This is a genomic window from Amycolatopsis sp. YIM 10 (genome assembly GCF_009429145.1).
Lineage (GTDB): Bacteria > Actinomycetota > Actinomycetes > Mycobacteriales > Pseudonocardiaceae > Amycolatopsis.
Genome location: NZ_CP045480.1, coordinates 401,042 through 424,810, shown reverse-complemented (window position 1 = coordinate 424,810; position 23,769 = coordinate 401,042). Strand labels below are relative to the sequence as shown.

Sequence of the window (23,769 nt, the reverse complement as noted above, 5' to 3'; positions counted from 1 at the left end):
GAAAACGGGAGACCCCTGTTCGCGGAGTGCGCGAACAGGGGTTTTTCGTTGCGGTGTTGTCCGGGGGTCGAGCCCCGGGCCCCCGCCAGGGGGCGAGCCCCCTGGACCCCCATTGCGCGGTGCGAGTCTGCTGGGTCAGCAGGCGCCCATATTGGCGGACTCCAAAGCGAAATCTGCGACTCGCCCCTGGTTGAAGGCAAAGCGGTAGTACTTGTCCGGGTGGCCTGGGACCTGGGTCCGCATCACCTCCGGAACCGGGGGCACGGGCTCCAAATCCGGGTAGGCGGATCGCACTTGGAATTCTCGGGAGCCCAGGGTGATGCCTTCCGGGGTGTGTGAGGTGGCGGTGCCGCCGATCATCACCAGGCCGATCGCTGGGTCGGCGAAGACGCCGCTGCCGACGTTGGTCTGCCCCTCGTCCGGGTGCAGGTAGTACAGGTGGCAGGCGGTGGTGGCGTCCTTGTCGATTAGCAGGCCGGTTGATTCGGCGGCCGTTTCTGGTTGGCCGAGGTGCAGCGTCTTGTAGCCGTCCGGTCCGAGGACGGCGCCTCCGTCCGCCGGAGTCATCAACAGCGCCGAAGCCAGTAGGCCGGTCATGATCCCGCTCATCCCCGTCTCCCTCCGTTGTGGATAGGGAGACGTCTGCACCGACGTTCGGTTGCTTCTTGACCGATGTGGGTGACAGTTCGTTATCGGTTGGCGATGACGTCCACCCAGCACTGGCTGAACTGGCCGTCACCCCCGCGCGACCACACCCAGGCGCTGCGGGCGGCGCTGGCCAGCTGCGGGTGGTCCGCGCCCGCCGACTCCAGCCCGGCGATCAGCCCGTTCTCCACCTCGCGCGACAGCTCGCGGTAGGTCAGGTCCGCCCGGTACCGCACGTGCTCGCGCACCTCGCCGAAGCCCGCCCTGGCCACCGCGGCCGCGATCCCGCGCCCGGCGAAGGGATCGCCGCCGTCACGCCGCCGCAGCAGGTAGTAGCCGCGCAGCGCGGCCACCACGTTCGCCGTCTTCGGCCGCAGCTTGGCCCGGCTCCAGTCCGGAGTGGACAGAGCGAGCACCCCGCCGGGCCGCAGCACCCGCCACAGCTCGGCCAGCACCGCGTCCACCCGCGCCACCGTCTCGAACAACCCGTGCGCGAAAACCAGGTCGAAACCGCCGTCCGGCAACGGCAGCGCGTACTCGGAACCGGCCACGAAGTCCACAATGGACGAGCCGACCGCGTAACCGGCGGTCTGGCCGACCGGGCCCGGCACGTGGTCCACCCCGACCACCCGCAGCTCGTCGGCCGCCGAGGCCAGCCCGTGCGTGGTCACCCCGGTACCGCAGCCGAGGTCGAGCACGCGCATGCCCGGCCTGATCCAGCGAAGGGCGAACGCCGTCCGCTCGGCGCCGACGCGCGCGGACACCTCCGAGAGCTCGAACGGGGGACGTCCCGGCGCGAATGCCTCCTGCACCCCGCACACAGTACGGCCAGCACGACCCCGGTTGGCGAAAAAGATTCCCGAACCCCGGGGTACCCACCCCGATGGCCCAAGCTGGCAGGATCGAGCCGTGAGCACCCAGTACCAGCCCGCCCAGGTCCCCGAACGGCTCTTCGACGACGAGGCGGCCGAAGCGCGGTGGCGCGCCCGCTTCGGCGCGCCACGGATGTCGGTGCCCGAATGGGCCATCGACGCGCCCGACGCCAACATCTACGTCTCCAACGCCAGCGGCGTCTGGGAGGTCTACGCCTGGAACCGCGCCACCGGCACGCACCGCCGGGTCACCGACCGCCCCAACGGCACCATGCACGCCGTGCCCTCCCCGGACGGCCGCTGGATCTGGTGGTTCAACGACACCGACGGCGACGAGTTCGGCTCGTGGGTGCGCCAGCCGTTCGAGGCGGAGCCGGGCGCGGCCGAGCCCGCGATCCCCGGCGTGCACGACGGCTATCCCGCCGGGCTGGACATCGGGCACCGCATGGTGGTGGTCGGCGTGTCCACCGACGACGGCAGCGAACTGTTCGCGCGCACCGGTGGCGAGACGAGGACCTTCTACCGCCACGCCGACGACGCCGGGATCGCCGGGCTGTCCCGCGACGAAACGCTCGTCGCCATCTCACATTCCGAGCACGGTGACTCTCGCCACCCGGCGGTCCGCGTGCTGCGCACCGAGGACTTCGCCACCGTCGCCGACAAGTGGGACGGCGAGGGCAAGGGCCTGACCCCGCTGGAGTTCTCACCGGTCTCCGGCGACCAGCGGCTCCTGCTGCTGCACGAACGCCGCGGCCGCGAGGAGCTGCTCGTCTGGGACGTCGCCGCGGACACCGAGACCGAGCTGGAGCTGGACCTGCCCGGCGAGGTCAGCGCCGGCTGGTACCCGCAGGCCGACGCGCTGCTCGTGGTGCACTTCCACCAGGGCCGCAGTTCGCTGTACCGGTACGACCTTTCCACCGGCGAATTGTCCTCTTTGGACACCCCGCCGGGCCGGATCGGCGGCGCGGGCGTGCGCCCGGACGGCACGGTCGAGTACTCGTGGTCCAACGCGGCGAAGCCGCCGGTGATCCGCGCGCGGTCGGTCGCCGGTGAGGAGACCGTGCTGCTCACCCCGCCCGGTGAGCGCTCGCCGGAGTCGGCGCCGCTGGTGGACGCCTTCGTCGAAGGGGTCGGCGGGCGCGTCCACGCACTGGTCTCCCGGCCCGTCGACGCGCCCAGCGGCCCGCTGCCCACGGTGTTCGCGCTGCACGGCGGTCCGCACGCGGCCGACGAGGACCGGTTCTCCGCCTACCGCGCGGTCTGGCTGGACGCCGGGTTCGCGGTGGTCGAGGTGAACTACCGCGGCTCCACCGGGTACGGCTCGGCGTGGCGGGACGCGATCGAGGGCCGCCCGGGGCTGACCGAGCTGGAAGACGTGGCCGCGGTGCACGACTGGGCTGTCGAAAGTGGACTGGCGGACCCGGAGAAGTGCGTGGTCAACGGCGCTTCCTGGGGCGGTTACCTGACGCTGCTGGCGCTGGGCACGCAGCCGTCGCGCTGGGCCGCCGGGGTCGCCGGGGTGCCGGTGGCGGACTACATCGCCGCCTACGAGGACGAGATGGAGCAGCTGCGCTCGTTCGACCGGGCACTGTTCGGCGGTTCACCCGACGACGTACCCGCGGTGTACCGCGACTGCTCCCCGATCACCTACGTGGACGCGGTCACCGCGCCGGTGCTGGTGCTGGCCGGGGACAACGACCCGCGCTGCCCGATCCGGCAGATCGAGAACTACCTGGACAAGCTCAGCGCGCGCTCGGCGCCGTACGAGTTCTACCGCTACGACGCCGGGCACGGCTCGCTGGTGATCGCGGAGACGATCAAGCAGAGCGCCATCGAGGTGCACTTCGCGCTGCGGGCGCTCGGCCTGCGCTGACCGCGAAAAAGCGGGGCACCACCGGCATCGGTGGTGCCCCGCTTCGCGTGCGTCAGGCGGCCTGGGCCTGCCACATCCAGTGGGCCTCTTCGAGCTTGTTGGTGATCTCGATCAGCAGGTCCTGGGTGACCAGGTCGCTCTTGTCGGTCTCGTCGATCCGCTTGCGCAGGCGCTGGATCAGGTCGGCGAGAATGTCCACGATGGCGGCCACGGTCGCCTCGTCGGACTGCCAGTTGTCCGGGAAGTCGGCCAGGCCGGAGCTGGCGACCACGGTCTTGGCCTTGCCGTTGGGCGAGACCCCGATCGCGTTCGCGCGCTCGGCGACCGAGTCGGTGTAGGTCCGCGCGGTGTCCACCAGCTCGTCGAGCTGGAGGTGCACGCTGCGGAAGTTCTTCCCGACCACGTTCCAGTGCGCCTGCTTGGCGATCAGGGACAGGTCGATGAGGTCGACCAGGGTCGCCTGCAGGACGTTGCCGGTGACTTCCTTGTCGCTCTCGCTGAGCGGACTCTTGATCGGCGCGTTGGCCATGGTTGTTGTCCTCTCAATCCGTGGTGGCGGTGACCTTGACCTCGATGTTGCCGCGGGTGGCGCTGGAGTACGGGCAGATCTGGTGCGCCTCGGCGACCAGTTCGCTCGCCTTGCCCTGCTCCATGCCGGTCAGCTTGGCGTCGAGTTCGACGGTCAGTTCGAATTTGCCCTGGTCGTTCTTGCCGATGCCGACCCTGGCGGTGATCTCGGAGTCGCCGAGGTCGACCTTGTGCTGCCGGGCGGCCACTTTGAGCGCGCTGTGGAAGCAAGCCGCGTAACCGGCCGCGAACAGCTGCTCCGGGTTGGTGTGCGCCCCGCCAGGGCCGCCGAGCTCCTTCGGCGTGGCCAGCGTTTCGTCGATGATTCCGTCGGTCGAGGTGACCTCGCCGTCGCGGCCTTCGCCGCGGGCGGTCGCTTCGGCGGTGTAGAGCGCCTGAACCATCGTCGCCTTCCTCCGTCGTCCGGTGTTCCACCCGGTATAACGCCAGGCGGCCGGAGATGCATGCCGGGCCATGACGGGTGTCACCCGTCCGGTTACCCAGGCGGCGGAAGATCAATCAGCGACCGGCGCGGTAGCGCGCGAACTCCACCACCTGGGCGCCGATGGTGCGGAGGGTGAACTCGGCCTTCTCCGAGGAGCAGCCGCCGCCTTCGTCGAACTTGACCTCGGCGGAGTTGATCGCACCCCCGAGCGGCGTCGGCCACCCGCGCAGCGAGTGCGTGATCGTGCGCAACTGGGCGAGCGTGGCGACCGAGGCCTGCCAGCCGAAGGCGATCGAGGCGAGGCCGACCGCGCGGCCGTCGAGGTACGGGCGCTCGTCGCCACGCAGGTCTTCGATGTAGTCGAGGGCGTTCTTGACCAGGCCGGACAGCGCGCCGTGGTAACCGGGCGAGGCGATGATCACGCCATCGGCCGTGCGCAGGGTCTCGACCAGCTGCGCCGCTTCCGGGCCGCGGTCGACGTCACTGGCGTCGTAGAAGGGCAGGACGAGGTCGGAGCCGGTGATCGCGACGGTTTCGGCACCGGCGCTCTCGGCACCGGCCAGCGCCAGGCGGAGTGCGCGCTCGGTCTGGGAACCGTCCCGCAGCGAACCACCGAGGCCCACCACCTTGATGGCCATCCCCATCACCGCGCCTTCCCGTCCCCGACCAGCCTGACACCCTTCACTCATTCGAGGCTAGCCCCTCCACTTAACTGGAGGACCAGTCATTCCACCGGAGTTCCCCGTCACACCGCCCCCTGGCGGGCGGAGCTACTGGCAAGTAGCCTCATACCGCCAGTATCCCGGCCCGGAGGAAGCTGATCATGACCGTGCCCGTGCAGATCCGCGTGCAAGCCGCCGCGGCCCAGGTCCTCTACGCCCTGCCGACCCCGGTCAAACGGCTGATCGCCGGGCGCCCGATCCGGCTGGACGGGCAGGAACTGGCACTGGACGCGCAGCTGCTGCTCCGGCTGCAGCAGCTCACCGGCGCCGAACTCGCCGGGCAGTCGGTGGAACGCTCGCGTGCCGACCTCGACGTCTCCCGCCACCTGGTCAGCGGCAAGCCGATCCAGCCGGTGCACACACGCGAGCTGCTCATCCCCGCGGAAGACGGCGGCCTCCCGGCGACGCTGTACACGCCGGAGGGCCTGCCGGAACCGTCCGGCCTGCTGGTGTTCTTCCACGGTGGCGGCTGGGTGGTCGGCACCAGGAACAGCCACGACAACACCGCCCGCTTCCTGGCCAAGCACGCCGGGGTGCGGGTGCTGTCGGTGGAGTACCGCCTGGCTCCGGAGCACCCGTTCCCGGCCGCCGCGGACGACGCGGTGACGGCCTTCGACTACGCGTACGCCAAGGCGGGCGAACTGGGCGCGGACCCGGCGCGCATCGCGGTCGGCGGGGACAGCGCGGGCGGCAACCTGGCCGCGGTCGCCGCGCTGGTGACCACCCGGCGCGGCGGCCCGGCCCCGGCGTTCCAGCTTTTGCTCTACCCGGGGGTGGACATGAGCACGCGGCGGCGGTCGCGGGAGATCTTCGGCAACGGGTTCTTCCTCACCGACGCGCAGATGGACTGGTTCGCCGGCCACTACGCACCCGAGGGCGTCGACCGGACCGACGTGCGGCTGTCACCGCTGCTGGCCGAGGACCTCAGCGGATTGCCGCCCGCCTACCTGGCCACCGCCGGGTTCGACCCGCTGCGTGACGAGGGCGAGGCCTACGCGGAGAAGCTCGAAGCGGCGGGCGTGCCGGTGGCGCTGCACCGCCAGGAGGACCTGATCCACGGATATGTGAATTTCCTCGGCATCGGCCGCCGTTTCCGCGAGGCCACCGCCGAAGCCGCGGGCGCGCTCCGCCTGGGTTTGAGCAAGAAGAAGAAATGAACAACCGTAATCCCGGCGCGGGATTTTCCCGCGCCGGGATTACGGATCCCCCCGATTCATCGGGTCGGCGTTCTGTTGTTGTTTCGGTCGATCAGGGCGCGGGCAGGGCCGGCACCGCGGGCACCGGCGGCACCGGCAGCGGCACGGCCGGGATGGCCGCCCCGCCGAGCAGGCTGCTCAGCAGCGTGGTCAGCGTGTTCAGCAGTGAGGTGAGCAGCCCGGTGACCATGGTCAGCGGGTCGGGCAACGGGGGCAGCCCCGGCACCGGCGGCACCTGTCGTGGTTCGGTGCCCGTCCTGAGCACCCTGGACACCTCGGTGTTGTAACCCTTGGCCTCACCTGCGGTTTCCTGGGCCTCGGACTGGATCGTGTAGCGCTTGCCGGCCGCCAGGTCGGTGAGCAGCGGGTCGAGCTGGCCGACCGCCCCCTCCGTGCCTGCCACGTCCCCGGCGTAGGCGACCTTCGCGAGTTGGTCGCGCAGTTCGAGCACCTTGGCGCCGGCGGCCTGGGTGCTCGATGCCCCCTTGCCGTTGTCCACGATGCTCGCCGCGGCGACTCCGGACGAGGCCACCGCCAGCAGGCTGCCGACAGCTATCGCGGCAATCGAGCGGGCAATAATGCCTTTCATTTCCTACCTCCGGCCTCTGCATGTCTCAGACCTGACCCGGTAATGGATACCAACCGTATTGGCCCATGGCCACCCGATCACCGGCAAAGTCGCTTTTCCGGCGCTCACCTGATGAATTCATTTCCCCGGAAATGTCCCGCAATTGATTACGCTGAAGAGCTTGAGCCTCGCTAGGTTGATCATCAGCGACGAGCCGGATCGCCACGCACAGCCACCGGCCCACCCGTTAGAGGCGCTTGGTCACCCGATGGGCCTAATTGGATGATCAATTACCCCCATCACCCCGTGGTGCAGGCGTGTCGGCTAGACCATCGGTGCACCGATCACCCACGTTCGTCGCAATCACCCCAGTCGTCCCAGTCCCGGGTGAGCGCACGAAGAAGCGGCCCGGAGCAGTCCGATGTGGACTCCTCCGGGCCGCGTGTGGTGGGAGCGTCCGCCCGTGGGCGGGGGCTTATTTCCCGAAGGCCGCGGCGACCTTGTCGCCGAGGTTCTTGTCCACGTTGCGCCAGTACTCGAACACGCGCTCCAGCACCGGCTGGGAGACCTCGTTCGACGCGTGGCCGATGATGTTGTTCGCGAGCCGCTCGCGCTGCTCGTCGTCCATCACCTCGCGGACCAGCGTGCCCGGCTGGCCGAAGTCGTCGTCCTCGGCGTGCAGCTTGTAGGCCGAGCGGATCACCTCGTCCTCGACGCCGTACGCGGACGCCGTCTCGCTCCCGTCGGCGTGCGGGCCGCCGAACGAGTTCGGCGCGTAGACCGGGTCGCCCGGGTTGCTGTAGCGCATCTGACCGTCGCGCGAGTAGCTGTTCACCGGGGACTTCGGCGCGTTGACCGGCAGCTGGGTGTAGTTCGCGCCGATCCGGTAGCGGTGCGCGTCGGGGTAGGCGAACAGCCGACCCTGGAGCATCTTGTCCGGCGACGGGCCGATGCCGGGCACCAGGTTGGCCGGTTCGAAGGCGGCCTGCTCGATCTCGGCGAAGTAGTTCGACGGGTTGCGGTCGAGCACGTAGCGGCCGACCTTGATCAGCGGGTAGTCGCCCTGCGGCCACACCTTGGTCAGGTCGAACGGGTTGAACCGGTAGTCCGCCGCCTCGGCGTAGGGCATCACCTGGACGTGGAGCGTCCAGCTCGGGTGGTTGCCCTTCTCGATGTTCTTGAACAGGTCACGGATGTAGAAGTCCGCGTCCGCGCCGGCGATGCGGTCGGCCTCGTCCTGGGTCAGGTAACCGATGCCCTGGTCGGTCTTGAAGTGGTACTTGACCCAGAACTTCTCGCCGCCGGCGTTCTCCCACAGGTAGGTGTGCGAGCCGTAGCCGTTCATCTCACGCCAGTTCGACGGGATGCCGCGGTCGCCCATCAGCCAGGTCACCTGGTGCGCCGACTCCGGGCGCAGGGTCCAGAAGTCCCACTGGATGTTGTGATCGCGCAGGTGGTTGTCGGCGCGGCGCTTCTGCGAGTGGATGAAGTCGGGGAACTTGATCGGGTCGCGGATGAAGAACACCGGGGTGTTGTTGCCGACCAGGTCGTAGTTGCCCTGGCTGGTGTAGAACTTCACGGCGAAGCCGCGCGGGTCGCGCCAGGTGTCCGGCGAGCCGTTCTCCCCGGCTACCGAGGAGAACCGGATGACGCTCTCGGTACGGGTGCCCGGCTGGAACAACGCGGCCTTGGTGAACTGGCTGACGTCCTCGGTCACCTCCAGGAAGCCGAACGCGCCACCGCCCTTGGCGTGCACCACGCGCTCCGGCACACGCTCGCGGTTGAACTGCGCGTTCTTCTCGATGAGGTAGTGATCCTGCAGCAGGATCGGGCCGTTGGCGCCGAGCGTCAGCGAGTCGTTGTCGCTGGCGACCGGGATGCCCACGTTGTTCGTGGTCGGCTTGGTCACGCCGATGCCTCCTCGTGGTGGTGGGCCGAGCTGGCCTGCCCCTCCACCATTGCGCGTTTTCTGGAACGAGTCAAGAAAACTAAAGAAGTTGCACGGGTGTACCAGGAATTGGTGTCATCGATCACGTGCCGTTCCAGCCGTATCGCCGCTTGCTCGCCCTGCCGTCGGTGCCCAGCTCGATGCTGCTGATGTTCTTCGCCCGGCTGCCGATCACCGCCATGGGCATCACGCTCACCCTGCACGTGGTGACCGACCTCGGCCGCGGCTACGGCGAGGCCGGGCTGGTCGGCACCGCGACCACGGCGGGCAGCGCGCTCGGCGCCCCGCTGATCGGACGGGCCATCGACCGGTACGGCCTGCGGCCCGTGGTGGCGGTCTGCGGTGTGGTTTCGGCCGGCTACTTCCTGTCCACCCCGCACCTGCCGTACCTCGCGCTCGTGCTGGTCGCGCTGCCCGCCGGGATGCTGGCGGTGCCCGCGGGCTCCATCGCCAGGCAGGTGCTCGCCGCGCTGGTGCCCGACGCGCAGCGTCGGACGGCGTACTCGCTGGACACCGTGGCGGTGGAAGTGACCTTCATGGTCGGGCCCAGCCTGGGGATCCTGATCAGCACGCAGTTCTCCTCGACGGCCGCGCTGACCTCGATCGGCGTGCTGTCCGGGGTGGTCGCGGTGCTGCTGTACCTGATGAACCCGCCGGTGCGCGCCGACCACGAGGTGGTCACCGGCGAGCGGCCGCCGTTGCGGTCGTGGCTGAGCCGGGAACTGGTCGCCACCCTGCTGATCGCCGCCGCCGCGACCTTCGTGCTGGTCGGCATGGAGCTGGCGGCGCTGGCCACGCTGCGGGAGAACGGCGAGGTCGACTGGACCGGTGTGGTGATCGCGCTGATGTGCGTGGCTTCGCTGGTCGGCGGCATCGTGCACGGCGCGGTGCACCGGTCGCTTTCGCAGGTGACGCTGATGGTGCTGCTGGCCGTGCTGACCATTCCGGTCGGCCTGGCCGGCACGCCGTGGTGGCTGCTGGCGCTGGTGCTCGTGCCGTCGAACCTGGTGTGCGCGCCGACGCTCGCCGCGACGACCGAGGCGGTCAGCTCACTGGCCCCGGCGCGGGTGCGCGGGGAGGCGATGGGCCTGCAGGACTCGGCCACCCGGATCGGCCTGGCCGCCGGGGGCCCGGTGGTCGGATTCGTGATGGACCACTCGGCGCCGGGCTGGGGTTTCGTGGCCTCCGGCCTCGGCGGACTCGCGCTCGCCTCGGCCGGCATCGCGCTGCGCTCCCGGTTCGGCGCCCGCACGCGGGTGCGGGCGCCGGCGGAGAGCTAGAGGCAGGCTTTCTGCAGCTGCTCGAGATTGGTCAGGCTGCGCTGCAGCCAGTCGTTGACGTTGCCGAGCTGATCGGTCTTGCGCTGCTCCAGCTCGACGTAGGAGTCGGCCATCGCGAAGAGCGTCTGCTGGACGTCCTGCTCGGCGACCTTGTTGCCGAGGTCACGCAGCTTGGCGGCCTTCTCCCCGGCCTCGGCCTGCAGCTGCTCGGGATTGACGTTGGGGTCGAAGTTCGCGATCCCGAGCGCCTCGGTGCACGCGGCGGCTTTGCTCGTGGCGTTGTTGGCCTGGTCCACCGCCTTTGACACCTCGTCGCACCCGGCCAGCACCAGCCCCAGCACCGCGATCCCGATCAGGTGTCGTCCAGCGAATTTGGTCATAGCGCCCAACCTACTCGAATCCGGCACTCCAGCGACGAGGAGCAGTACTTAGCCACGCCCGGAGGACCGCGGCGACCCGTTTCGACTGCCGTCCCCCCGCAGAGCGGCCAAGACGACGACGATGCACCCCCGCCCATCCCAGGGGGGCGTCCCCGAACCCAGCGTACCCAGGTTCCGGGGCCGGAGGGGTGCGTCTGCTGGATCTGTGGATGGCGGGTGCGGTTGTGGATGGTTCGGAGGGGGCCACCCCGGTTTTAGTGTGACTACGGCGGGGATTGCTGAGTCGAGGCGGGAAAGCGTGCCTTGACCCAGCAATCCCCGCCGTGTTTTGGCTTTGGATCGGGGTGGGGAGGGGGTCTGGGTGGTCCCGAGCGTTGGGTGGCCGGGCGGCGGTTGGGATATCGGCGGGTGGCCGCGTGGGCGGCGCCTGTGTTCGAGGGAGTGTGGGCGTCACGAATGTGGCCTTCGGGAGTGCCATGGCTGAAAGCCGCATTCGTGACCTGGGCAGTGACAAAGGGCGAGAGGGAGTCTCAGCCCTTGACGCAGACGACCTGCTTGAGGTGCGCGACCACCTCGACCAGGTCCGACTGCGCGGCGATCACCGAGTCGATGTCCTTGTAGGCGGCCGGGATCTCGTCCACCACGCCCGCGTCCTTCCGGCATTCGACACCGTCGGTCTGGGCGGCGAGGTCGGCGGCGGTGTACAGCTTCTTCGCCTTGTTCCGCGACATCCGTCGCCCCGCTCCGTGGGACGCGGACTCGAAGGAGTGCGAGTTGCCAAGGCCGCGCACGATGTACGAGCCGGTACCCATGCTGCCCGGGATGATCCCGAGATCCCCCGAACCCGCGCGGATCGCGCCCTTACGCGTCACCAGCAGGTCCACCCCGTCGTACGTCTCCTCCGCCACATAGTTGTGGTGGCAGCTGATCGCGTCGTCGAAGGTGGTGGCCGGGATTTCGTCCTTGAGCGCCTGCTTCACCAGCGCGACCATGGTCGCCCGGTTGCGCGCGGCGTAGTCCTGCGCCCAGAACAGATCCCGCCGGTACGCCTGCATTTCCGGCGTGCCCGCCACAAAAACAGCGAGGTCGCGGTCCGGCAGGTCGGCGTTGTGCGGCAACTTCCGCGCCACCGCCATGTGCCGCTCGGCCAGTTCCTTGCCGATGTTGCGCGAACCCGAGTGCAGCATCAGCCACACCCGCCCCTCGTCCGGCCCGCCCTGCTCGAGGCATACCTCGATGAAATGGTTCCCACCGCCGAGGCTGCCGACCTGCAGGTGCGCCCGCTTGCGCAGGTCCTGCACACCGGAGTGCAGCTCACCGAACCGGTTCCAGAACTCCGCCCAGCCGCCGACCCCGTGCACGCGCGCGGTGTTGACCGGCGTGCGGTGCATGTTGAACCCGACCGGCACCGCGGATTCGATGCGGCTCCGCAGCTTGCCGAGATCGTCCGGGAGGTCCGACGCGGTCAGCGAGGTCCGCACCGCGCTCATCCCGCAGCCGATGTCGACACCGACCGCGGCCGGGGACACCGCGTCACGCATCGCGATCACGCTGCCGACGGTGGCGCCCTTCCCGTAGTGCACGTCCGGCATCACGGCCACGCCGTGGACCCAGGGCAGGTTGGCGACGTTGTGGAGTTGGCGCATCGCCTGCTCCTCCACCGAATGCGGGTCCGCCCACATCCGGATCGGCACGCGAGCACCCTCCACCGCGGTGTACATGGCTGGTTCCTTTCCCGAGAAATCCTTGACATCCCCAGAATCACCGCAAAAGTCGATCAGCTCAACCGGATTTGCAACGAACACCCGGCCGAGCCCGATACAGGGGCGACATTCACGAAGACTGGAGCACGTCTTGTCCTTGCGGTCCCTCCCCCGTGAAATCCGGCTCATGCGCGCGATGTCGCGCGAAGCGAAGCGTCGCGGCATCAGCTATGACGAACTGAGCGACCAGCTCAGCCCCGAAGAGCTGTACCTGTTGTCGGAGAACCTGCCCGACGTCACGCGCTGGGGTCTGGTCCCCGACGACGAAATCACCGTGGAGCCACCGGAAAACCGCACGGTGGCCGCGGCGAGATCCGGGGACTGGTGGCCCGCCGCGGCCGCACTGGCCGAGCGCACCGACTGGGATCGGCGTTCGGCGCTGGTGGAAGCGCTGGCCGAGGCCGCCGCCGAGGACAAGGACTGGCTGAGATCCTGGCGGGCGGAAGCGCCAGGGGACGTCAACGGGCTGGTCGTGCAGACCGAAGCGCTCGTGCGTCTGGCGTGGAAGGCCCGCGGCGCGGCACCGGCCAACGAGACCACCGAAGCGCAGTTCGCCGGCTTCCACCGCCTGCTCGGCGAAGCCCGCCAGAGCGCGGAACGCGCGTGCGCCGCGGCGCCGGAGGATCCCACGCCGTGGGTCAGCCTGCTCACCATCGCCCGCGGCCTGCAGGTCGGGCACGAACGGTTCCGCCAGTGGTGGGCCGAGCTGATCGCCCGCGCCCCCGCCCACCGCTCCGGGCACACCCAGGCGCTGCAGTTCTGGTGCGCCAAGTGGTCCGGTTCCGACGAGCAGATGTTCGGCTTCGCCGAGGCGGCCGCCGCCGACCACCCGTCGCTGGCCGCGCTTCCGCTGGAGGCCGCGTTCGAAGCCTCGCTCAAGAACCCGAAGATCTGGCAGGAGCGCTGGATCCGGCCGCGGACCGACGCGCTGCTGGCCTGGCTCGCCACGGGCGGCGCCACCGGCCCGTACGCCCGCACCGAACACAGCATCGCCGCGCTCGCACTGGTCGAGACCAAGCGGTACGACCTGGCGGTGACGCAGTTCCGCGCGGTCGGCAGGCACGCCGACGCGTGGATCTGGCACTACACCGAACTCCCCCGGTTGAAGTTCCTCCTCGCCCGCGGTGAAGCCTGCCGCAAGGCCAAGAAACCCTGAGACACGGAAAAGGCCGTGGGTGCGCGGGGCGCCCACGGCCTTTCGGCGAGAACGAACGCTCAGCCCAGTTGCGGGGCCAGCGTTTCGGCGATCTCGTAGGTGTTCAGCGCGGCACCCTTGCGCAGGTTGTCCCCGCACACGAAGAAGTCCAGCGTGTTCGGGAAGTCCAGCGCCTGGCGCACCCGGCCGACGTAGGTCGGGTCCTCGCCGACGACCTCACCGGGCGTCGGGAACACGTTGTTCTCCGGGTCGTCCACCAGCACGATGGTCGGCTGCGCTTCGAGCACCTTGTGCGCTTCCTCCACGGTGACCTCGCGCGCGAAGGTGGCGTGCACCGCCAGCGAATGCGTGGTGACCACCGGAACCCGCACGCAGGTCGCCGAGACCTTCAGGTCCGGGATGCCGAGGATCTTGCGGGATTCGTTGCGCACCTTCAGTTCTTCGGAGTACCAGCCGTCACCCTTGTAGGAACCGGCCGACGGCACCACGTTGAACGCCAGCGGCGCCGGGAACGGGGAGTCCGAAATGGACAGACCGGCCGCCTCCAGTGTCTGGCGCACGTCACCGGCGGCGACACCGACCGGCTTGCCCGCGACCGCTTCGAGTTCGGCGTAGAGCCGGTCGACGCCTTCCTTGCCCGCACCGGAAACCGCCTGGTACGACGCGACCACGAGTTCCTTCAGTTCGAACTCGCGGTGCAGCGCGCCCAGCGCCGCCATCATCGAAAGCGTGGTGCAGTTCGGGTTCGCGATGATGCCGCGCGGGCGCTCGCCGACCTTGTCGGCGTTCACCTCCGGCACCACCAGCGGCACCTCGTCGTCCATCCGGAAGGCGCCGGAGTTGTCCACCGCCACCGCGCCACGGGCCGCCGCGACCGGCGCCCATTCGGCGGAGATCTCGTCGGGCACGTCGAACATCGCCACGTCGACGCCGTCGAACGCCTCCGCGGTCAGCTCGATGACGGTCAGCTCCTCGCCACGCACGGTCAGCTTCTTGCCCGCCGACCGCGCCGACGCGATCAGCCGGATCTCGCCCCACGGCACGGATTCCCGGTTGTTGATGATGTCGATCATCACCGTGCCCACCGCGCCGGTGGCGCCGACCAGAGCCAGTACAGGAGCCATTTCTACCGCCCACTTCCCGCGTAGACGACGGCCTCTTCGTCGCCGCCCAGTTCGAATGCGTCATGGATGGCGCGCACCGCGTCGTCGAGCTGCGCGTCCCGGATCAGCACGGAGATGCGGATCTCGGAGGTGTTGATGATTTCGATGTTCACGCCGACCTTGGACAGCGCTTCGCAGAAGGTGGCGGTGACGCCGGGGTGCGAGCGCATGCCGGCGCCGACGAGCGAAACCTTGCCGACGTGGTCGTCGTAGAGCACCGAGGAGAAGCCAAGCTCCTCCTTGATCTTCTCCAGCGCCGCGACCGCCTTGGGCCCGTTGGCCTTCGACAAGGTGAAGGTGATGTCCGTGCGCCCCGACGAGGTGTTGGACACGTTCTGCAGCACCATGTCGATGTCGATCTCGGCGTCGGCGATCACCCGGAAGATCCGGGCGGCGGCACCGGCGTGGTCCGGCACCCCGGTCACCGTGATCTTGGCTTCGGAGCGGTCGTGCGCCACACCGGTGATCAACGCTTGTTCCACGGGGATCTCCTCGATCGATCCGGCCACCGTCGTGCCCGGCTTGTCACTGTAGGAAGAACGGACTCGGATCGGCACGCCGTAGCGGCGCGCGTACTCCACCGAGCGCAGGTGCAGGATCTTCGAGCCGCTCGCCGCGAGTTCCAGCATTTCCTCGTACGGCACGGTGTCCAGCTTCCGCGCGTCCGGCACGATCCGCGGGTCGGCGGAGTACACACCGTCCACATCGGAATAGATTTCGCACACGTCGGCGTTCAGCGCCGCGGCCAGCGCCACCGCGGTGGTGTCCGAGCCACCGCGGCCGAGCGTGGTGATGTCCTTGGTGTCCTGCGCCACGCCCTGGAACCCGGCCACCAGCGCCACATATCCCTGTTCCAGTGCTTCGCTGACCCGGCTCGGTGTGACGTCGATGATCCGCGCGTTGCCGTGCACGGCCGTCGTCACCACCCCGGCCTGCGATCCGGTGAACGACCAGGCCTGCGCGCCCTGGGCGGAGATGGCCATCGCGACCAGCGCGTTGGAGATGCGCTCACCCGCGGTGAGCAGCATGTCCATCTCCCGCTCCGGTGGAACCGGGTTCACCTGCTGGGCCAGGTCGAGCAGTTCGTCGGTGGTGTCGCCCATCGCCGAGCAGACCACCACCACCTCGTTCCCGGCCTTTTTCGTGGCCACGATCCGCTCGGCCACGCGCTTGATCCGATCAGCGCTCTCCAACGACGATCCGCCGTACTTCTGGACTACGAGCGCCACGGCCCGAACCTCCTCGCCGAGCGGGCCCCGAGCCCGCTCCATCGAATTCGACTCAGTCGGTGAGCCTACCGGGATCGGGCAGTTCGGGCGTGCCGTCATGTGGCCCCGACCACTGCGAATGGCCTGCTCGTCTAGGCTGGGCACCGTGTCCAGCACCTCGGTGACCGACCTGACTGGCGCCGCCGACGCCGGGCGCGGCGGGAATTCCGGCGGCGCGCACCACCGCCGGCCGGACGAACGCCGGGAGAGACTGCGCAGAGCAGCTTTCTTCCTGCTGCCCGGACTCCTCTTCCTCGGCGTGCGGCAGCTCGGCGTGGTGGTGCTGTCCGTCCTTTCCGGAGTGAACAACACCACAGCGCCGGAAGCGCTGCGGTCGTGGGACGGTGAGTGGTTCCTCGGCATCGCGCAGGGCGGGTACTCGGGTGTGCCGCAGGGGCTGGTCGACGCGTTCGGCAACCGCAGCTTCGAGACGCCGCTCGCGTTCTTCCCCGGCTACCCGACCGCCGTTCGCTGGCTCACCGAGCTCACCGGCCTTTCGCTGCCGACCGCCGCGTTTTTCCTCAGCGGCTTCTTCGGCGTGGTCACCGCGTACGCGCTGATGCGGCTCGGCAGCATGATCCGCGGTGGCTCGGCCAGGACCGGCCTGATCCTGGTGGTGCTGTTCGCCGCCTCGCCGATGGGCGTGGTGCTGTCGATGGCCTACTCGGAGTCGATGTTCTGCGCGGCCGCCGCGTGGGCGCTGGTTTTTGTGCTGGAGCACCAGTGGCTGGCGGCCGGGGCGTGCACCGCGGTGGCCGGGCTGGTGCGCCCGACCGCGGCCGCGGTACTGCTCGCGATCGGCGTGGCCGCGGTGGTCCACATCGTGCGGAAGCGGGAGATCTGGCACCCGCTGGCCGGGCTGCTGCTCGCCCCGGCCGGCCTGGTCGGTTACCTGACCTGGGTGGGCACGCGGCTGCGGCCCGGCGCCGGCTGGTTCGACCAGTTGCAGGCGTGGACCGATCTGCAGCAGCGCGGCTGGGACTCGCGCTTCGACTGGGGCGTGGCCACGGTGACCTTCGCCGGCAAGGCGCTCGGCCGCTCCGGGAACGTGCTGGAGATCGCCACCATCGCGATCCTGGTGCTGGCGCTGGTGCTGGTGGTGATCGCGATCAAGCGGCGGCTGGAGTTGCCGCTGGTGCTCTACGGCGTCGGCGTGCTGGCGATGGACCTGGGCTCGAACGGGCTGATGAACTCGAAGGCCAGGCTGCTGGTGCCCGCGTTCACCCTGCTCATCCCGATCGCGCTGGCGCTGGCCAAGCGCCGGACCTCGACGGTGGTGCTGGTGCTGGTGGGTGCGGCCGTGGCCAGCGCGTGGTTCGGCGCGTATTCGCTGACGATTTGGCAGTATGCGATCTGATGAAGGACGCCGAAACGAGTGTGCCGGTCCACGACCTGATCCGGCGGCGGTGGAGCCCGCGGGCGCTGGACGAGACGGCCGAGGTGAGCCGGGCGCAGCTGACCGCGCTGCTGGAGGCGGCGCGGTGGGCGCCGTCCTACGGCAACACCCAGCCGGCGCGGTACCTGGTCGGCTTTCGCGGGGACAAGACGTTCGCGGGCATCCTGAGCACGCTGAACTCGGGGAACCAGTCGTGGGCGCACCGCGCGGGGGCGCTGCTGATCGGGGCCGTGGTCACCGAGAACGAAAAGGGTGACATCCCGTACGCCGAGTACGGGCTGGGCCTGGCCAGCGAGAACCTGGTGCTGCAAGCGATCGCGGAAGGCCTGGTCGCGCACCAGATGGCCGGGTTCGACCCACATCTGGTGCGCCGGGAGTTCGACCTGCCGGACGAGGTGAGCCCACTGGTCGCGATCGCCGTCGGCACCCCGGGCGACCCGGCACAACTGGACGAACGCAGGCGGGACCGCGAACTGGCCCCCCGGCGGCGCCTGCCGCTGTCGGAATTCGCCTTCACCGACCGCTGGGGCCAGTCCTTCTAGCAGGGACCGGCGGTTGGCACCTTTCGCAGGATGACGTCGTCCGGGACGAGCACTCCCCGCGTCGCCGGTGTCCACAACGCGTGCCGTCCGTCCGCGGTGCCGAGCCACGCCACGGCCTGGTCCTGCGGCGGCAACCCGTTCCCGGCGAACGGCACCGGGTCGGTTCCGGTCGGCTGCCAGCACACCCAGGCCGGATGCACCCCGGGCCAGTAGCCGGGCAACTGCCCCGGCCCGGCTTCAGCGGCCTGCCTCGCCACCTGGAACCCCGCCAGGATCGCGGTCAGCAGGTACAGCACGCTGACGAAGAGCAGCACGCTCCAGCCGAACGCACCGGTCACCCCACCGCGCACGGCGCCGATCCGGCGGAACATGCCCCAGCCGGCGAGCACGAGGTAGGCGCCGGCCAGTGCGATCCCCGTGCAGACCGCACCGGACAACCAGCGCTCCGCGCTCGTCACCGACACGTCGTGCGCCCGCAGCCCGAGCGCACCGAGATATCCCTCGCTGAGCAGGAGGTCACCGGCGAACGGGGTGAACCCGCCGAGCACCAACGGCAGCCCCCAGCCCGCGGCCTGCCGCCATCCGCCCGCCGGGATCCGGCGGATCGCGATCGGGCCGAAGACAACGGCGAACAGAACTGCCGTCGCGATCCCGATCTGCGGCGCTACCTCCCACAGCAGTGGCAGCAGCACAAAGAACGCCAGCGTGGCCCCGATCACCGCGATCACGACCGAAATCCGGGTGGCCACCTGGAGGAACATCGGCCGAGTCCGGGGCAGGGCCACCAGCAACCAGGTCGGGACCAGGGCCCACGCGAGCGAGGACACCGCGCCCCACGGGAAGACCACCGCTCCCGCCCAGGCACCCAGTCCGGCGATCGGCGCCGGTTCCTCGGCGACCCTCGGGACGAGCGAAATCCCGGCCAGCAGCGCCATCGCGAAGAACGGCGTCGCGAACAAGAGCGCCCACAAGCCGCTCACCTGGTTGCGCCTGCGCTCGGCCGGACCGGGCAGACGCGGCAGGCTGTGCACGACCGGATCGAGGTCCCAGGCTCGCAAAGCCCGTCGGTACCGCCGCTCGAACGCGGCCCGATCCCCGTCCCCGTCGAAAACGGCAACGCTGCGGCCGTCCGCCAGATTGGCGCGAACCCGCTGCCGGAGACCCAGCGAGTTGTCCGCCTTCAGCAACCACAACCGATCCGGCGGAGGCCGCTCCGGCACGGCCGACATCGCGGCGATCACCACGGCCTCGGACCGCACGCCGTCGAGCGCGGCCTTGACCTGGGAAACGACCTGTTCCCGCGCGTTGAACTTCGACCCGGCCGCATGACCGGTGAACTCGAACCAGGCCCGGACGACCCGCGGCTCGGCCTGACGCCCGCGCCGCCACCACCGCACGTCCGGAGCCGCGCGCTCCTCGTCGATCAACCGGACGGTGAGTTCGCCGAACCGCCGATCGGCGAACTCGACCGGTGATTCGACCTCGACCAGGACCTTGACCTCGTACTCACCGAACAGAAGACCCAGCGCACGGCTGCGGAAGCGCCCCACCCGGTGAGGAAATCAGATGCCGCCGAGTCGCCGGAAGATCTTGGCCACGATCGACGAGACGATCAGCCAGAAGATCGCCGCGATGCCGTAGTTGACCAGGACCTGGGCCTTCGGGTCGGAGATGTTGGTGAACAGGTCGCCGAAGCCCATCGACAGCGGCTCCGCCCAGCTCCGGATGAACTGGGTGATGCCGTTCTCCGGGTTCGCGCCACCGACCGTGAGGATCACGTGGACCGCGAGGACCAGCGCGAAGACGAGCCCGGCCCAGCGGACCACCGCGGCCAGCAGGCCGCCGATCCTCGCCCTGGTCGCGCGCCAGTTCGCCCGGCGGCGCTCCTCTGCTTCCAGGGCCTCGGCGTCTTCCGCGTCACGGAACATCTCCGCCCGCGCCGGCGTGCCCGCGACCGGCGGCAACGCCTGCGTCGGGGGCTCTTCCTGAGCCTTCGCGGACCTCTCGGAGTGCTCTCCCATGCCTGGCAGTTTCGCACGCGGACCGGGCCCGAGGCTACTTGTGAGTAACAGCCGCTGGTTTGTTCCCGAGCCGTAACCGTGGTTAAGCTGACCGACGTGGCACGCGCTCTCCTGCTTCGCTGCCGCGACGGGGCCTGACCAGACCGGCTCCTCGTCGCGGGGCTTTGTGGTGCTGGCAAAACACCGCGCCGGTCGTTTCCCCAGTACGAAGCAGCAGGAGTAGCCAGATCATGAGCACGTCAGACAAGCCCGCGGCCAGCCGGATCCGCAAGCCCTCCCGGCCCGCCCCCGCGGACCAGCCCCAGTGGAACCCCCAGCGCGGCACCTCCATGCCGGTGCACCGCTACCGCCCGTGGTTCGAGCTGGTCGAGGACATCCAGCTGGCCGACCGCACCTGGCCGGACCGGCGCATCGAGCGCGCGCCGCTGTGGTGCGCGGTCGACCTGCGCGACGGCAACCAGGCGCTGATCGACCCGATGTCCCCCGCCCGCAAGCGCAAGTTCTTCGAACTGCTGGTGCGCATGGGTTACAAGGAGATCGAGGTCGGCTTCCCGGCCGCCAGCCAGACCGACTTCGACTTCGTCCGCGAGATCATCGACGAGGGCGCGATCCCCGACGACGTGCACATCCAGGTGCTGACCCAGTGCCGCCCGGAGCTGATCGAGCGCACCTTCCAGGCGCTGGAGGGCGCGCCGCGCGCGATCGTCCACATCTACAACTCGACCTCGATCCTGCAGCGCCGGGTGGTCTTCCGCGAGGAGCGCGAGGGCATCAAGAAGATCGCGTTGCAGGCCGCCGAGCTGGTGGTCGAGTACGCGGCGAAGTACTCCGACACCGACTTCCGGTTCCAGTACTCGCCCGAGTCCTACACCGGCACCGAGCTGTCCTACGCGGCCGAGGTGTGCAACGCGGTCACCGACATCTGGCAGCCGACCCCGGCCCGCCCGGCGATCCTGAACCTGCCCGCCACCGTCGAGATGGCCACGCCGAACATCTACGCGGACTCGATCGAGTGGATGCACCGCAACCTGGAGCGCCGCGACTCGGTGATCCTGTCGCTGCACCCGCACAACGACCGCGGCACCGGCATCGCCGCCGCCGAGCTGGGTTACCAGGCGGGCGCGGACCGGATCGAGGGTTGCCTGTTCGGCAACGGCGAGCGCACCGGCAACGTGGACCTGGTCGCGCTGGGCATGAACCTGTACAGCCAGGGCATCGACCCGCAGATCGACTTCTCCGACATGGACGAGATCAAGCGCACGGTCGAGTACTGCAACCAGCTGCCGGTGCCCGAGCGCAGCCCGTGGGGTGGTGACCTGGTGTTCACCGCCTTCTCCGGCAGCCACCAGGATGCGATCAACAAGGGGCTGGACGCGCTGGGCCGGGCCGCCGAGAAGGCGGGCGTACCGGTGGACGAGCACCCGTGGGAGGTCCCGTACCTGCCGATCGACCCGAAGGACGTCGGTCGCAACTACGAGGCCGTGATCCGGGTCAACTCGCAGTCCGGCAAGGGCGGCGTCGCCTACATCATGAAGAGCGAGCACCAGCTGGACCTGCCGCGGCGCTTGCAGATCGAGTTCTCCAAGACCGTCCAGCGGCACACCGACACCGCCGGTGGCGAGGTCGACCCGACGACCATGTGGAACGCCTTCTCGGCCGAGTACCTGGAGCCGAAGGTGCCGCTGGAGCTGGTGCGCCAGCACGTGACCGACAGCGGGGGCGGCGAGTACGAGATCGCCGCGACGGTCCGGGTGGACGGCGACGAGCACGACATCACCGGCCGCGGCAACGGCCCGATCGCCTCGTTCTTCGACGCGCTGGCCGGGGTCGGCTTCGACCTGCGGCTGCTGGACTACAGCGAGCACACGCTCTCCCCCGGTGACGACGCGAAGGCGGCGTCCTACATCGAATGCGCGATCGACGACCGCGTGTTCTGGGGGGTCGGCGTCGACCCGTCGATCGTCACCGCTTCACTGCGCGCCGTGGTCTCCGCGGTGAACCGCTCGCACCGGTAGCCGTGCGCGCCGAGCGGCTGGTCGCGCTGCTGTTCACCCTGCAGCGCAAGCGGGGTGCCACGGCCGCGGAACTGGCAGGGGAACTCGGCGTGTCCGAGCGCACCATGCACCGCGACCTGGCCGCGCTCCGCGACGCGGGCGTTCCACTGTGGACAGAGCAGGGACGCAACGGCGGAGTGCGGCTGGTCGACGGCTGGCGGGCGCGCCTGGACGGGCTGACCTCGCGGGAGGCGGTGGCCATCTTCGCCTTCGGGGTGCCGGAGGCGCTGGGCGCGCTCGGCCTCGGCACGGCGGTGTCGGCCGCGCACGCGAAGGTGTCGGCGAGCCTGCCGAAGGAGTTGCGCGAGCAGGCGGAACACGTGGCCGGGCGCTTCCACCTGGATGCGCCCGGCTGGTTCCGCGGGGAGGACTCGGCGGGTTCGCTGGCGACCGTGACGCGGGCCGTCTGGGAGTCGCGGCGGCTCCGGGTGTCCTACCGGCGGCGGGACAAGCTGGCCGAGCGGTTGCTGGAACCGCTCGGCCTGGTGCTCAAGGCCGGGGTCTGGTACCTGGTCGCGCGCGTCCCGGAGGACGACGCGCTGCGCACCTACCGGGTCGGCCGGATCAGCGAGGCGGAGCTGCTGGACGAGCGGTTCCAGCGGCCGCCGGAGTTCGACCTGGCGGGCTGGTGGCGCGAGTCGTCGGCGGCTTTCGAGCGGTTCACCATGCGGATCGAGGTGACGCTGCGGTTGAGCGGTCGCGCGTTCCGGCAGTTGCCCCGGGTGCTGGGGCCGGAGTCCATGCCGTCCTCGCTGCTGGAACGCCGCGACCTGGCCGACGGCTGGATCGAGGCGCGCCTGGCGATGGAGACGGAGGACATCGCCGTCGGCCAGCTCACCGCACTGGGCGGCGAGGTCGAGGTACTGTCCCCGGCTTCGGTACGGGCGCGCCTGGCCGCCGTGGGAGCGGAAATGGCAGCCAGGAACGCCCCACTCGACCAGGCGTAGGCCGAGGTGTTTACCGGTAGCCGGTGGCGTCGGCGGGTTTGCCGACTGACTCGACCTCCTCGATGTACCGCCACGCGTCCGGCCTGCTGCCGTCCACGTCGTTGATCGAGTACAGCTTGGCCAGCTGACCACTGCTCACCGTCTTACCGGCGAACCTGGCGTGGTCCGGGTCGGCGGCCAGCGCGGCGACCGTGCGGCCCGCGAAGGTCGGGGTTTCCGAGATGACGAAGTGCGGCTGGTTCTCACACGCGTCCCGCCAGTTTTCCTCGGTGACACCGAAGGTTTCCAGCATCGCCTCCGAGCGCAGCCAGCCCGGCGTGAAACCGATCGCCGTGCAGCCGTACGGCTCCAGTTCCGCCGCCTGCCCGATCGCCAGCAGGTGCCCGTTCGCCTTCGCCAGGTAGTACGGCAGCGTCGCCCCCTTGCGGTAGTTCGCGTTGTACTCCTGCGTCCCATCGGTCATCTCGACCACCAGCCCGCCCGGCTGCCGGATCATCAGCGGCAGCAGGTGGTGGCTGGTGATCAGGTGCGAGTGCACGCCCAGCTGCAACTGGTGCAGGCCCTTCTCCAGGTCGTGCTTCCAGATCGGCGCGTCCCAGTCGACGAATCCGTCACCGCCCCACAGGCCGTTGACCAGTACGTCCAGCCTGCCCTGCTCCCGGTCGACCCGTTCCGCCAGCTCCGCCACCTGCGTGCTCTCCAGGTGGTCGACCCGGATCGCGATCGCCTTGCCCCCGGCCGCCTCGACCAGTTCCGCGGTGTCCTCGATGGACTCCGGACGGTCCACTTCGGACCGTTGTGTCCTGGTGGTGCGGCCCGTGACGTACACCGTCGCTCCCAGGCGGCCGAGTTCGACGGCGATCGCCCGGCTCGCGCCCCGCGTCGCCCCGGCGACAACCGCCACCTTGCCCGACAGTGCTGCTCCCATGCCTGCTCCTTCTTGTGCGTTCCGACGAGGACCAG

At 69.7% G+C, this 23,769-nt stretch carries 23 protein-coding genes; 8 read left to right on the top strand and 15 right to left on the bottom strand.

Annotation, left to right across the window (positions count from 1 at the left end; all coding sequences use genetic code 11):
* Window positions 1-135: 135 nt before the first annotated feature.
* A complete protein-coding gene (locus YIM_RS02120) occupies window positions 136-609 on the bottom strand; it encodes a hypothetical protein (protein ID WP_153028727.1) in 474 nt (157 codons plus the stop codon).
* Between the two features lie 80 nt (window positions 610-689).
* Window positions 690-1,457: a class I SAM-dependent methyltransferase gene (locus tag YIM_RS02115; protein WP_228004504.1), complete on the bottom strand. Its 768-nt coding sequence runs from the start codon at window positions 1,455-1,457 to the stop codon at window positions 690-692.
* Window positions 1,458-1,554: 97 nt separating this feature from the next.
* Between YIM_RS02115 and YIM_RS02110 the strand changes: the two genes are divergently transcribed.
* Window positions 1,555-3,390 (top strand): prolyl oligopeptidase family serine peptidase, encoded by a 1,836-nt coding sequence (locus YIM_RS02110; protein ID WP_153028725.1) that lies wholly within the window; start codon window positions 1,555-1,557, stop codon window positions 3,388-3,390.
* 52 nt (window positions 3,391-3,442) lie between these two features.
* Here YIM_RS02110 and YIM_RS02105 read toward each other — a convergent pair whose 3' ends face one another.
* The 3 genes from YIM_RS02105 to YIM_RS02095 all read right to left on the bottom strand — a co-directional run bounded on the left by YIM_RS02105 (window position 3,443) and on the right by YIM_RS02095 (window position 5,040).
* A complete protein-coding gene (locus tag YIM_RS02105; protein ID WP_153028724.1) occupies window positions 3,443-3,919 on the bottom strand; it encodes a Dps family protein in 477 nt (158 codons plus the stop codon).
* A 13-nt stretch (window positions 3,920-3,932) separates the two neighbouring features.
* Window positions 3,933-4,361, bottom strand: coding sequence for an organic hydroperoxide resistance protein (locus YIM_RS02100; RefSeq protein ID WP_153028723.1), 429 nt, complete (start codon window positions 4,359-4,361; stop codon window positions 3,933-3,935).
* Between the two features lie 115 nt (window positions 4,362-4,476).
* Entirely contained in the window at window positions 4,477-5,040 is a 564-nt protein-coding gene (locus tag YIM_RS02095; RefSeq protein WP_228004503.1) for an NADPH-dependent FMN reductase, read from the bottom strand.
* Window positions 5,041-5,225: 185 nt separating this feature from the next.
* Between YIM_RS02095 and YIM_RS02090 the strand changes: the two genes are divergently transcribed.
* Window positions 5,226-6,281, top strand: coding sequence for an alpha/beta hydrolase (locus YIM_RS02090; protein ID WP_153028722.1), 1,056 nt, complete (start codon window positions 5,226-5,228; stop codon window positions 6,279-6,281).
* 91 nt (window positions 6,282-6,372) lie between these two features.
* On the opposite strand, the gene YIM_RS02085 is transcribed toward YIM_RS02090, so the two are convergent.
* The 3 genes from YIM_RS02085 to YIM_RS02075 all read right to left on the bottom strand — a co-directional run bounded on the left by YIM_RS02085 (window position 6,373) and on the right by YIM_RS02075 (window position 8,797).
* On the bottom strand, window positions 6,373-6,909 hold the full coding sequence (locus YIM_RS02085) for a hypothetical protein (protein ID WP_153028721.1): 537 nt from the start codon (window positions 6,907-6,909) through the stop codon (window positions 6,373-6,375).
* 25 nt (window positions 6,910-6,934) lie between these two features.
* Entirely contained in the window at window positions 6,935-7,114 is a 180-nt protein-coding gene (locus YIM_RS02080; protein ID WP_153028720.1) for a hypothetical protein, read from the bottom strand.
* Between the two features lie 249 nt (window positions 7,115-7,363).
* Complete coding sequence (locus tag YIM_RS02075; RefSeq protein ID WP_153028719.1) at window positions 7,364-8,797, bottom strand: catalase; 1,434 nt, start codon at window positions 8,795-8,797, stop codon at window positions 7,364-7,366.
* A gap of 125 nt (window positions 8,798-8,922) precedes the next feature.
* On the opposite strand from YIM_RS02075, the gene YIM_RS02070 reads away from it, so the two are divergent.
* Entirely contained in the window at window positions 8,923-10,116 is a 1,194-nt protein-coding gene (locus tag YIM_RS02070) for an MFS transporter (protein WP_228004502.1), read from the top strand.
* Here the strand turns inward: YIM_RS02070 and YIM_RS02065 are convergent.
* Complete coding sequence (locus YIM_RS02065; protein WP_153028718.1) at window positions 10,113-10,496, bottom strand: hypothetical protein; 384 nt, start codon at window positions 10,494-10,496, stop codon at window positions 10,113-10,115. The genes YIM_RS02070 and YIM_RS02065 overlap by 4 nt on opposite strands.
* Window positions 10,497-11,026: 530 nt before the next feature.
* Window positions 11,027-12,217, bottom strand: a complete 1,191-nt coding sequence (locus tag YIM_RS02060) for an RtcB family protein (protein WP_153028717.1) — start codon at window positions 12,215-12,217, stop codon at window positions 11,027-11,029.
* A gap of 169 nt (window positions 12,218-12,386) precedes the next feature.
* Between YIM_RS02060 and YIM_RS02055 the strand changes: the two genes are divergently transcribed.
* Window positions 12,387-13,415, top strand: a complete 1,029-nt coding sequence (locus YIM_RS02055) for a DUF4034 domain-containing protein (RefSeq protein WP_153028716.1) — start codon at window positions 12,387-12,389, stop codon at window positions 13,413-13,415.
* 59 nt (window positions 13,416-13,474) lie between these two features.
* On the opposite strand, the gene YIM_RS02050 is transcribed toward YIM_RS02055, so the two are convergent.
* Together YIM_RS02050 and YIM_RS02045 are read right to left on the bottom strand one after the other, a co-directional pair.
* The gene (locus YIM_RS02050) at window positions 13,475-14,539 is read right to left on the bottom strand and encodes an aspartate-semialdehyde dehydrogenase (protein ID WP_153028715.1); all 1,065 of its coding nucleotides are present in this window, start codon (window positions 14,537-14,539) and stop codon (window positions 13,475-13,477) included.
* A gap of 2 nt (window positions 14,540-14,541) precedes the next feature.
* Window positions 14,542-15,807, bottom strand: coding sequence for an aspartate kinase (locus tag YIM_RS02045; RefSeq protein WP_113694976.1), 1,266 nt, complete (start codon window positions 15,805-15,807; stop codon window positions 14,542-14,544).
* A 145-nt stretch (window positions 15,808-15,952) separates the two neighbouring features.
* Between YIM_RS02045 and YIM_RS02040 the strand changes: the two genes are divergently transcribed.
* Together YIM_RS02040 and YIM_RS02035 are read left to right on the top strand one after the other, a co-directional pair.
* Complete coding sequence (locus YIM_RS02040; RefSeq protein ID WP_228004501.1) at window positions 15,953-17,203, top strand: hypothetical protein; 1,251 nt, start codon at window positions 15,953-15,955, stop codon at window positions 17,201-17,203.
* Window positions 17,203-17,784: a nitroreductase family protein gene (locus YIM_RS02035; RefSeq protein WP_153028714.1), complete on the top strand. Its 582-nt coding sequence runs from the start codon at window positions 17,203-17,205 to the stop codon at window positions 17,782-17,784. The genes YIM_RS02040 and YIM_RS02035 overlap by 1 nt, the downstream gene beginning before the upstream one ends.
* Here YIM_RS02035 and YIM_RS02030 read toward each other — a convergent pair.
* Complete coding sequence (locus YIM_RS02030; RefSeq protein ID WP_153028713.1) at window positions 17,781-19,334, bottom strand: hypothetical protein; 1,554 nt, start codon at window positions 19,332-19,334, stop codon at window positions 17,781-17,783. The two genes, YIM_RS02035 and YIM_RS02030, sit on opposite strands and share 4 nt — an antisense overlap.
* Before the next feature lie 12 nt (window positions 19,335-19,346).
* Window positions 19,347-19,805 (bottom strand): hypothetical protein, encoded by a 459-nt coding sequence (locus YIM_RS02025; protein ID WP_370468945.1) that lies wholly within the window; start codon window positions 19,803-19,805, stop codon window positions 19,347-19,349.
* 230 nt (window positions 19,806-20,035) lie between these two features.
* On the opposite strand from YIM_RS02025, the gene leuA reads away from it, so the two are divergent.
* Window positions 20,036-21,820 carry a 2-isopropylmalate synthase gene (gene leuA / locus YIM_RS02020; protein WP_194240014.1) on the top strand — a complete coding sequence of 595 codons (1,785 nt, stop codon included), beginning with the start codon at window positions 20,036-20,038 and terminating at the stop codon, window positions 21,818-21,820.
* A 2-nt stretch (window positions 21,821-21,822) separates the two neighbouring features.
* On the top strand, window positions 21,823-22,806 hold the full coding sequence (locus YIM_RS02015) for a YafY family protein (RefSeq protein WP_153028712.1): 984 nt from the start codon (window positions 21,823-21,825) through the stop codon (window positions 22,804-22,806).
* Between the two features lie 10 nt (window positions 22,807-22,816).
* Here YIM_RS02015 and YIM_RS02010 read toward each other — a convergent pair whose 3' ends face one another.
* On the bottom strand, window positions 22,817-23,734 hold the full coding sequence (locus YIM_RS02010; protein WP_153028711.1) for an SDR family oxidoreductase: 918 nt from the start codon (window positions 23,732-23,734) through the stop codon (window positions 22,817-22,819).
* Between the last annotated feature and the right edge of the window lie 35 nt (window positions 23,735-23,769).

Coding starts and splice junctions, on each gene's coding strand:
- YIM_RS02120 (WP_153028727.1), bottom strand. CDS start 609: ATGAGCGGGATCATGACCGGCCTACTGGCTTCGGCGCTGTTGATGACT.
- YIM_RS02105 (WP_153028724.1), bottom strand. CDS start 3,919: ATGGCCAACGCGCCGATCAAGAGTCCGCTCAGCGAGAGCGACAAGGAA.
- YIM_RS02100 (WP_153028723.1), bottom strand. CDS start 4,361: ATGGTTCAGGCGCTCTACACCGCCGAAGCGACCGCCCGCGGCGAAGGC.
- YIM_RS02095 (WP_228004503.1), bottom strand. CDS start 5,040: ATGGCCATCAAGGTGGTGGGCCTCGGTGGTTCGCTGCGGGACGGTTCC.
- YIM_RS02090 (WP_153028722.1), top strand. CDS start 5,226: ATGACCGTGCCCGTGCAGATCCGCGTGCAAGCCGCCGCGGCCCAGGTC.
- YIM_RS02085 (WP_153028721.1), bottom strand. CDS start 6,909: ATGAAAGGCATTATTGCCCGCTCGATTGCCGCGATAGCTGTCGGCAGC.
- YIM_RS02065 (WP_153028718.1), bottom strand. CDS start 10,496: ATGACCAAATTCGCTGGACGACACCTGATCGGGATCGCGGTGCTGGGG.
- YIM_RS02060 (WP_153028717.1), bottom strand. CDS start 12,217: ATGTACACCGCGGTGGAGGGTGCTCGCGTGCCGATCCGGATGTGGGCG.
- YIM_RS02055 (WP_153028716.1), top strand. CDS start 12,387: ATGCGCGCGATGTCGCGCGAAGCGAAGCGTCGCGGCATCAGCTATGAC.
- YIM_RS02050 (WP_153028715.1), bottom strand. CDS start 14,539: ATGGCTCCTGTACTGGCTCTGGTCGGCGCCACCGGCGCGGTGGGCACG.
- YIM_RS02035 (WP_153028714.1), top strand. CDS start 17,203: ATGAAGGACGCCGAAACGAGTGTGCCGGTCCACGACCTGATCCGGCGG.
- YIM_RS02025 (WP_370468945.1), bottom strand. CDS start 19,805: ATGGGAGAGCACTCCGAGAGGTCCGCGAAGGCTCAGGAAGAGCCCCCG.
- leuA (WP_194240014.1), top strand. CDS start 20,036: ATGAGCACGTCAGACAAGCCCGCGGCCAGCCGGATCCGCAAGCCCTCC.
- YIM_RS02010 (WP_153028711.1), bottom strand. CDS start 23,734: ATGGGAGCAGCACTGTCGGGCAAGGTGGCGGTTGTCGCCGGGGCGACG.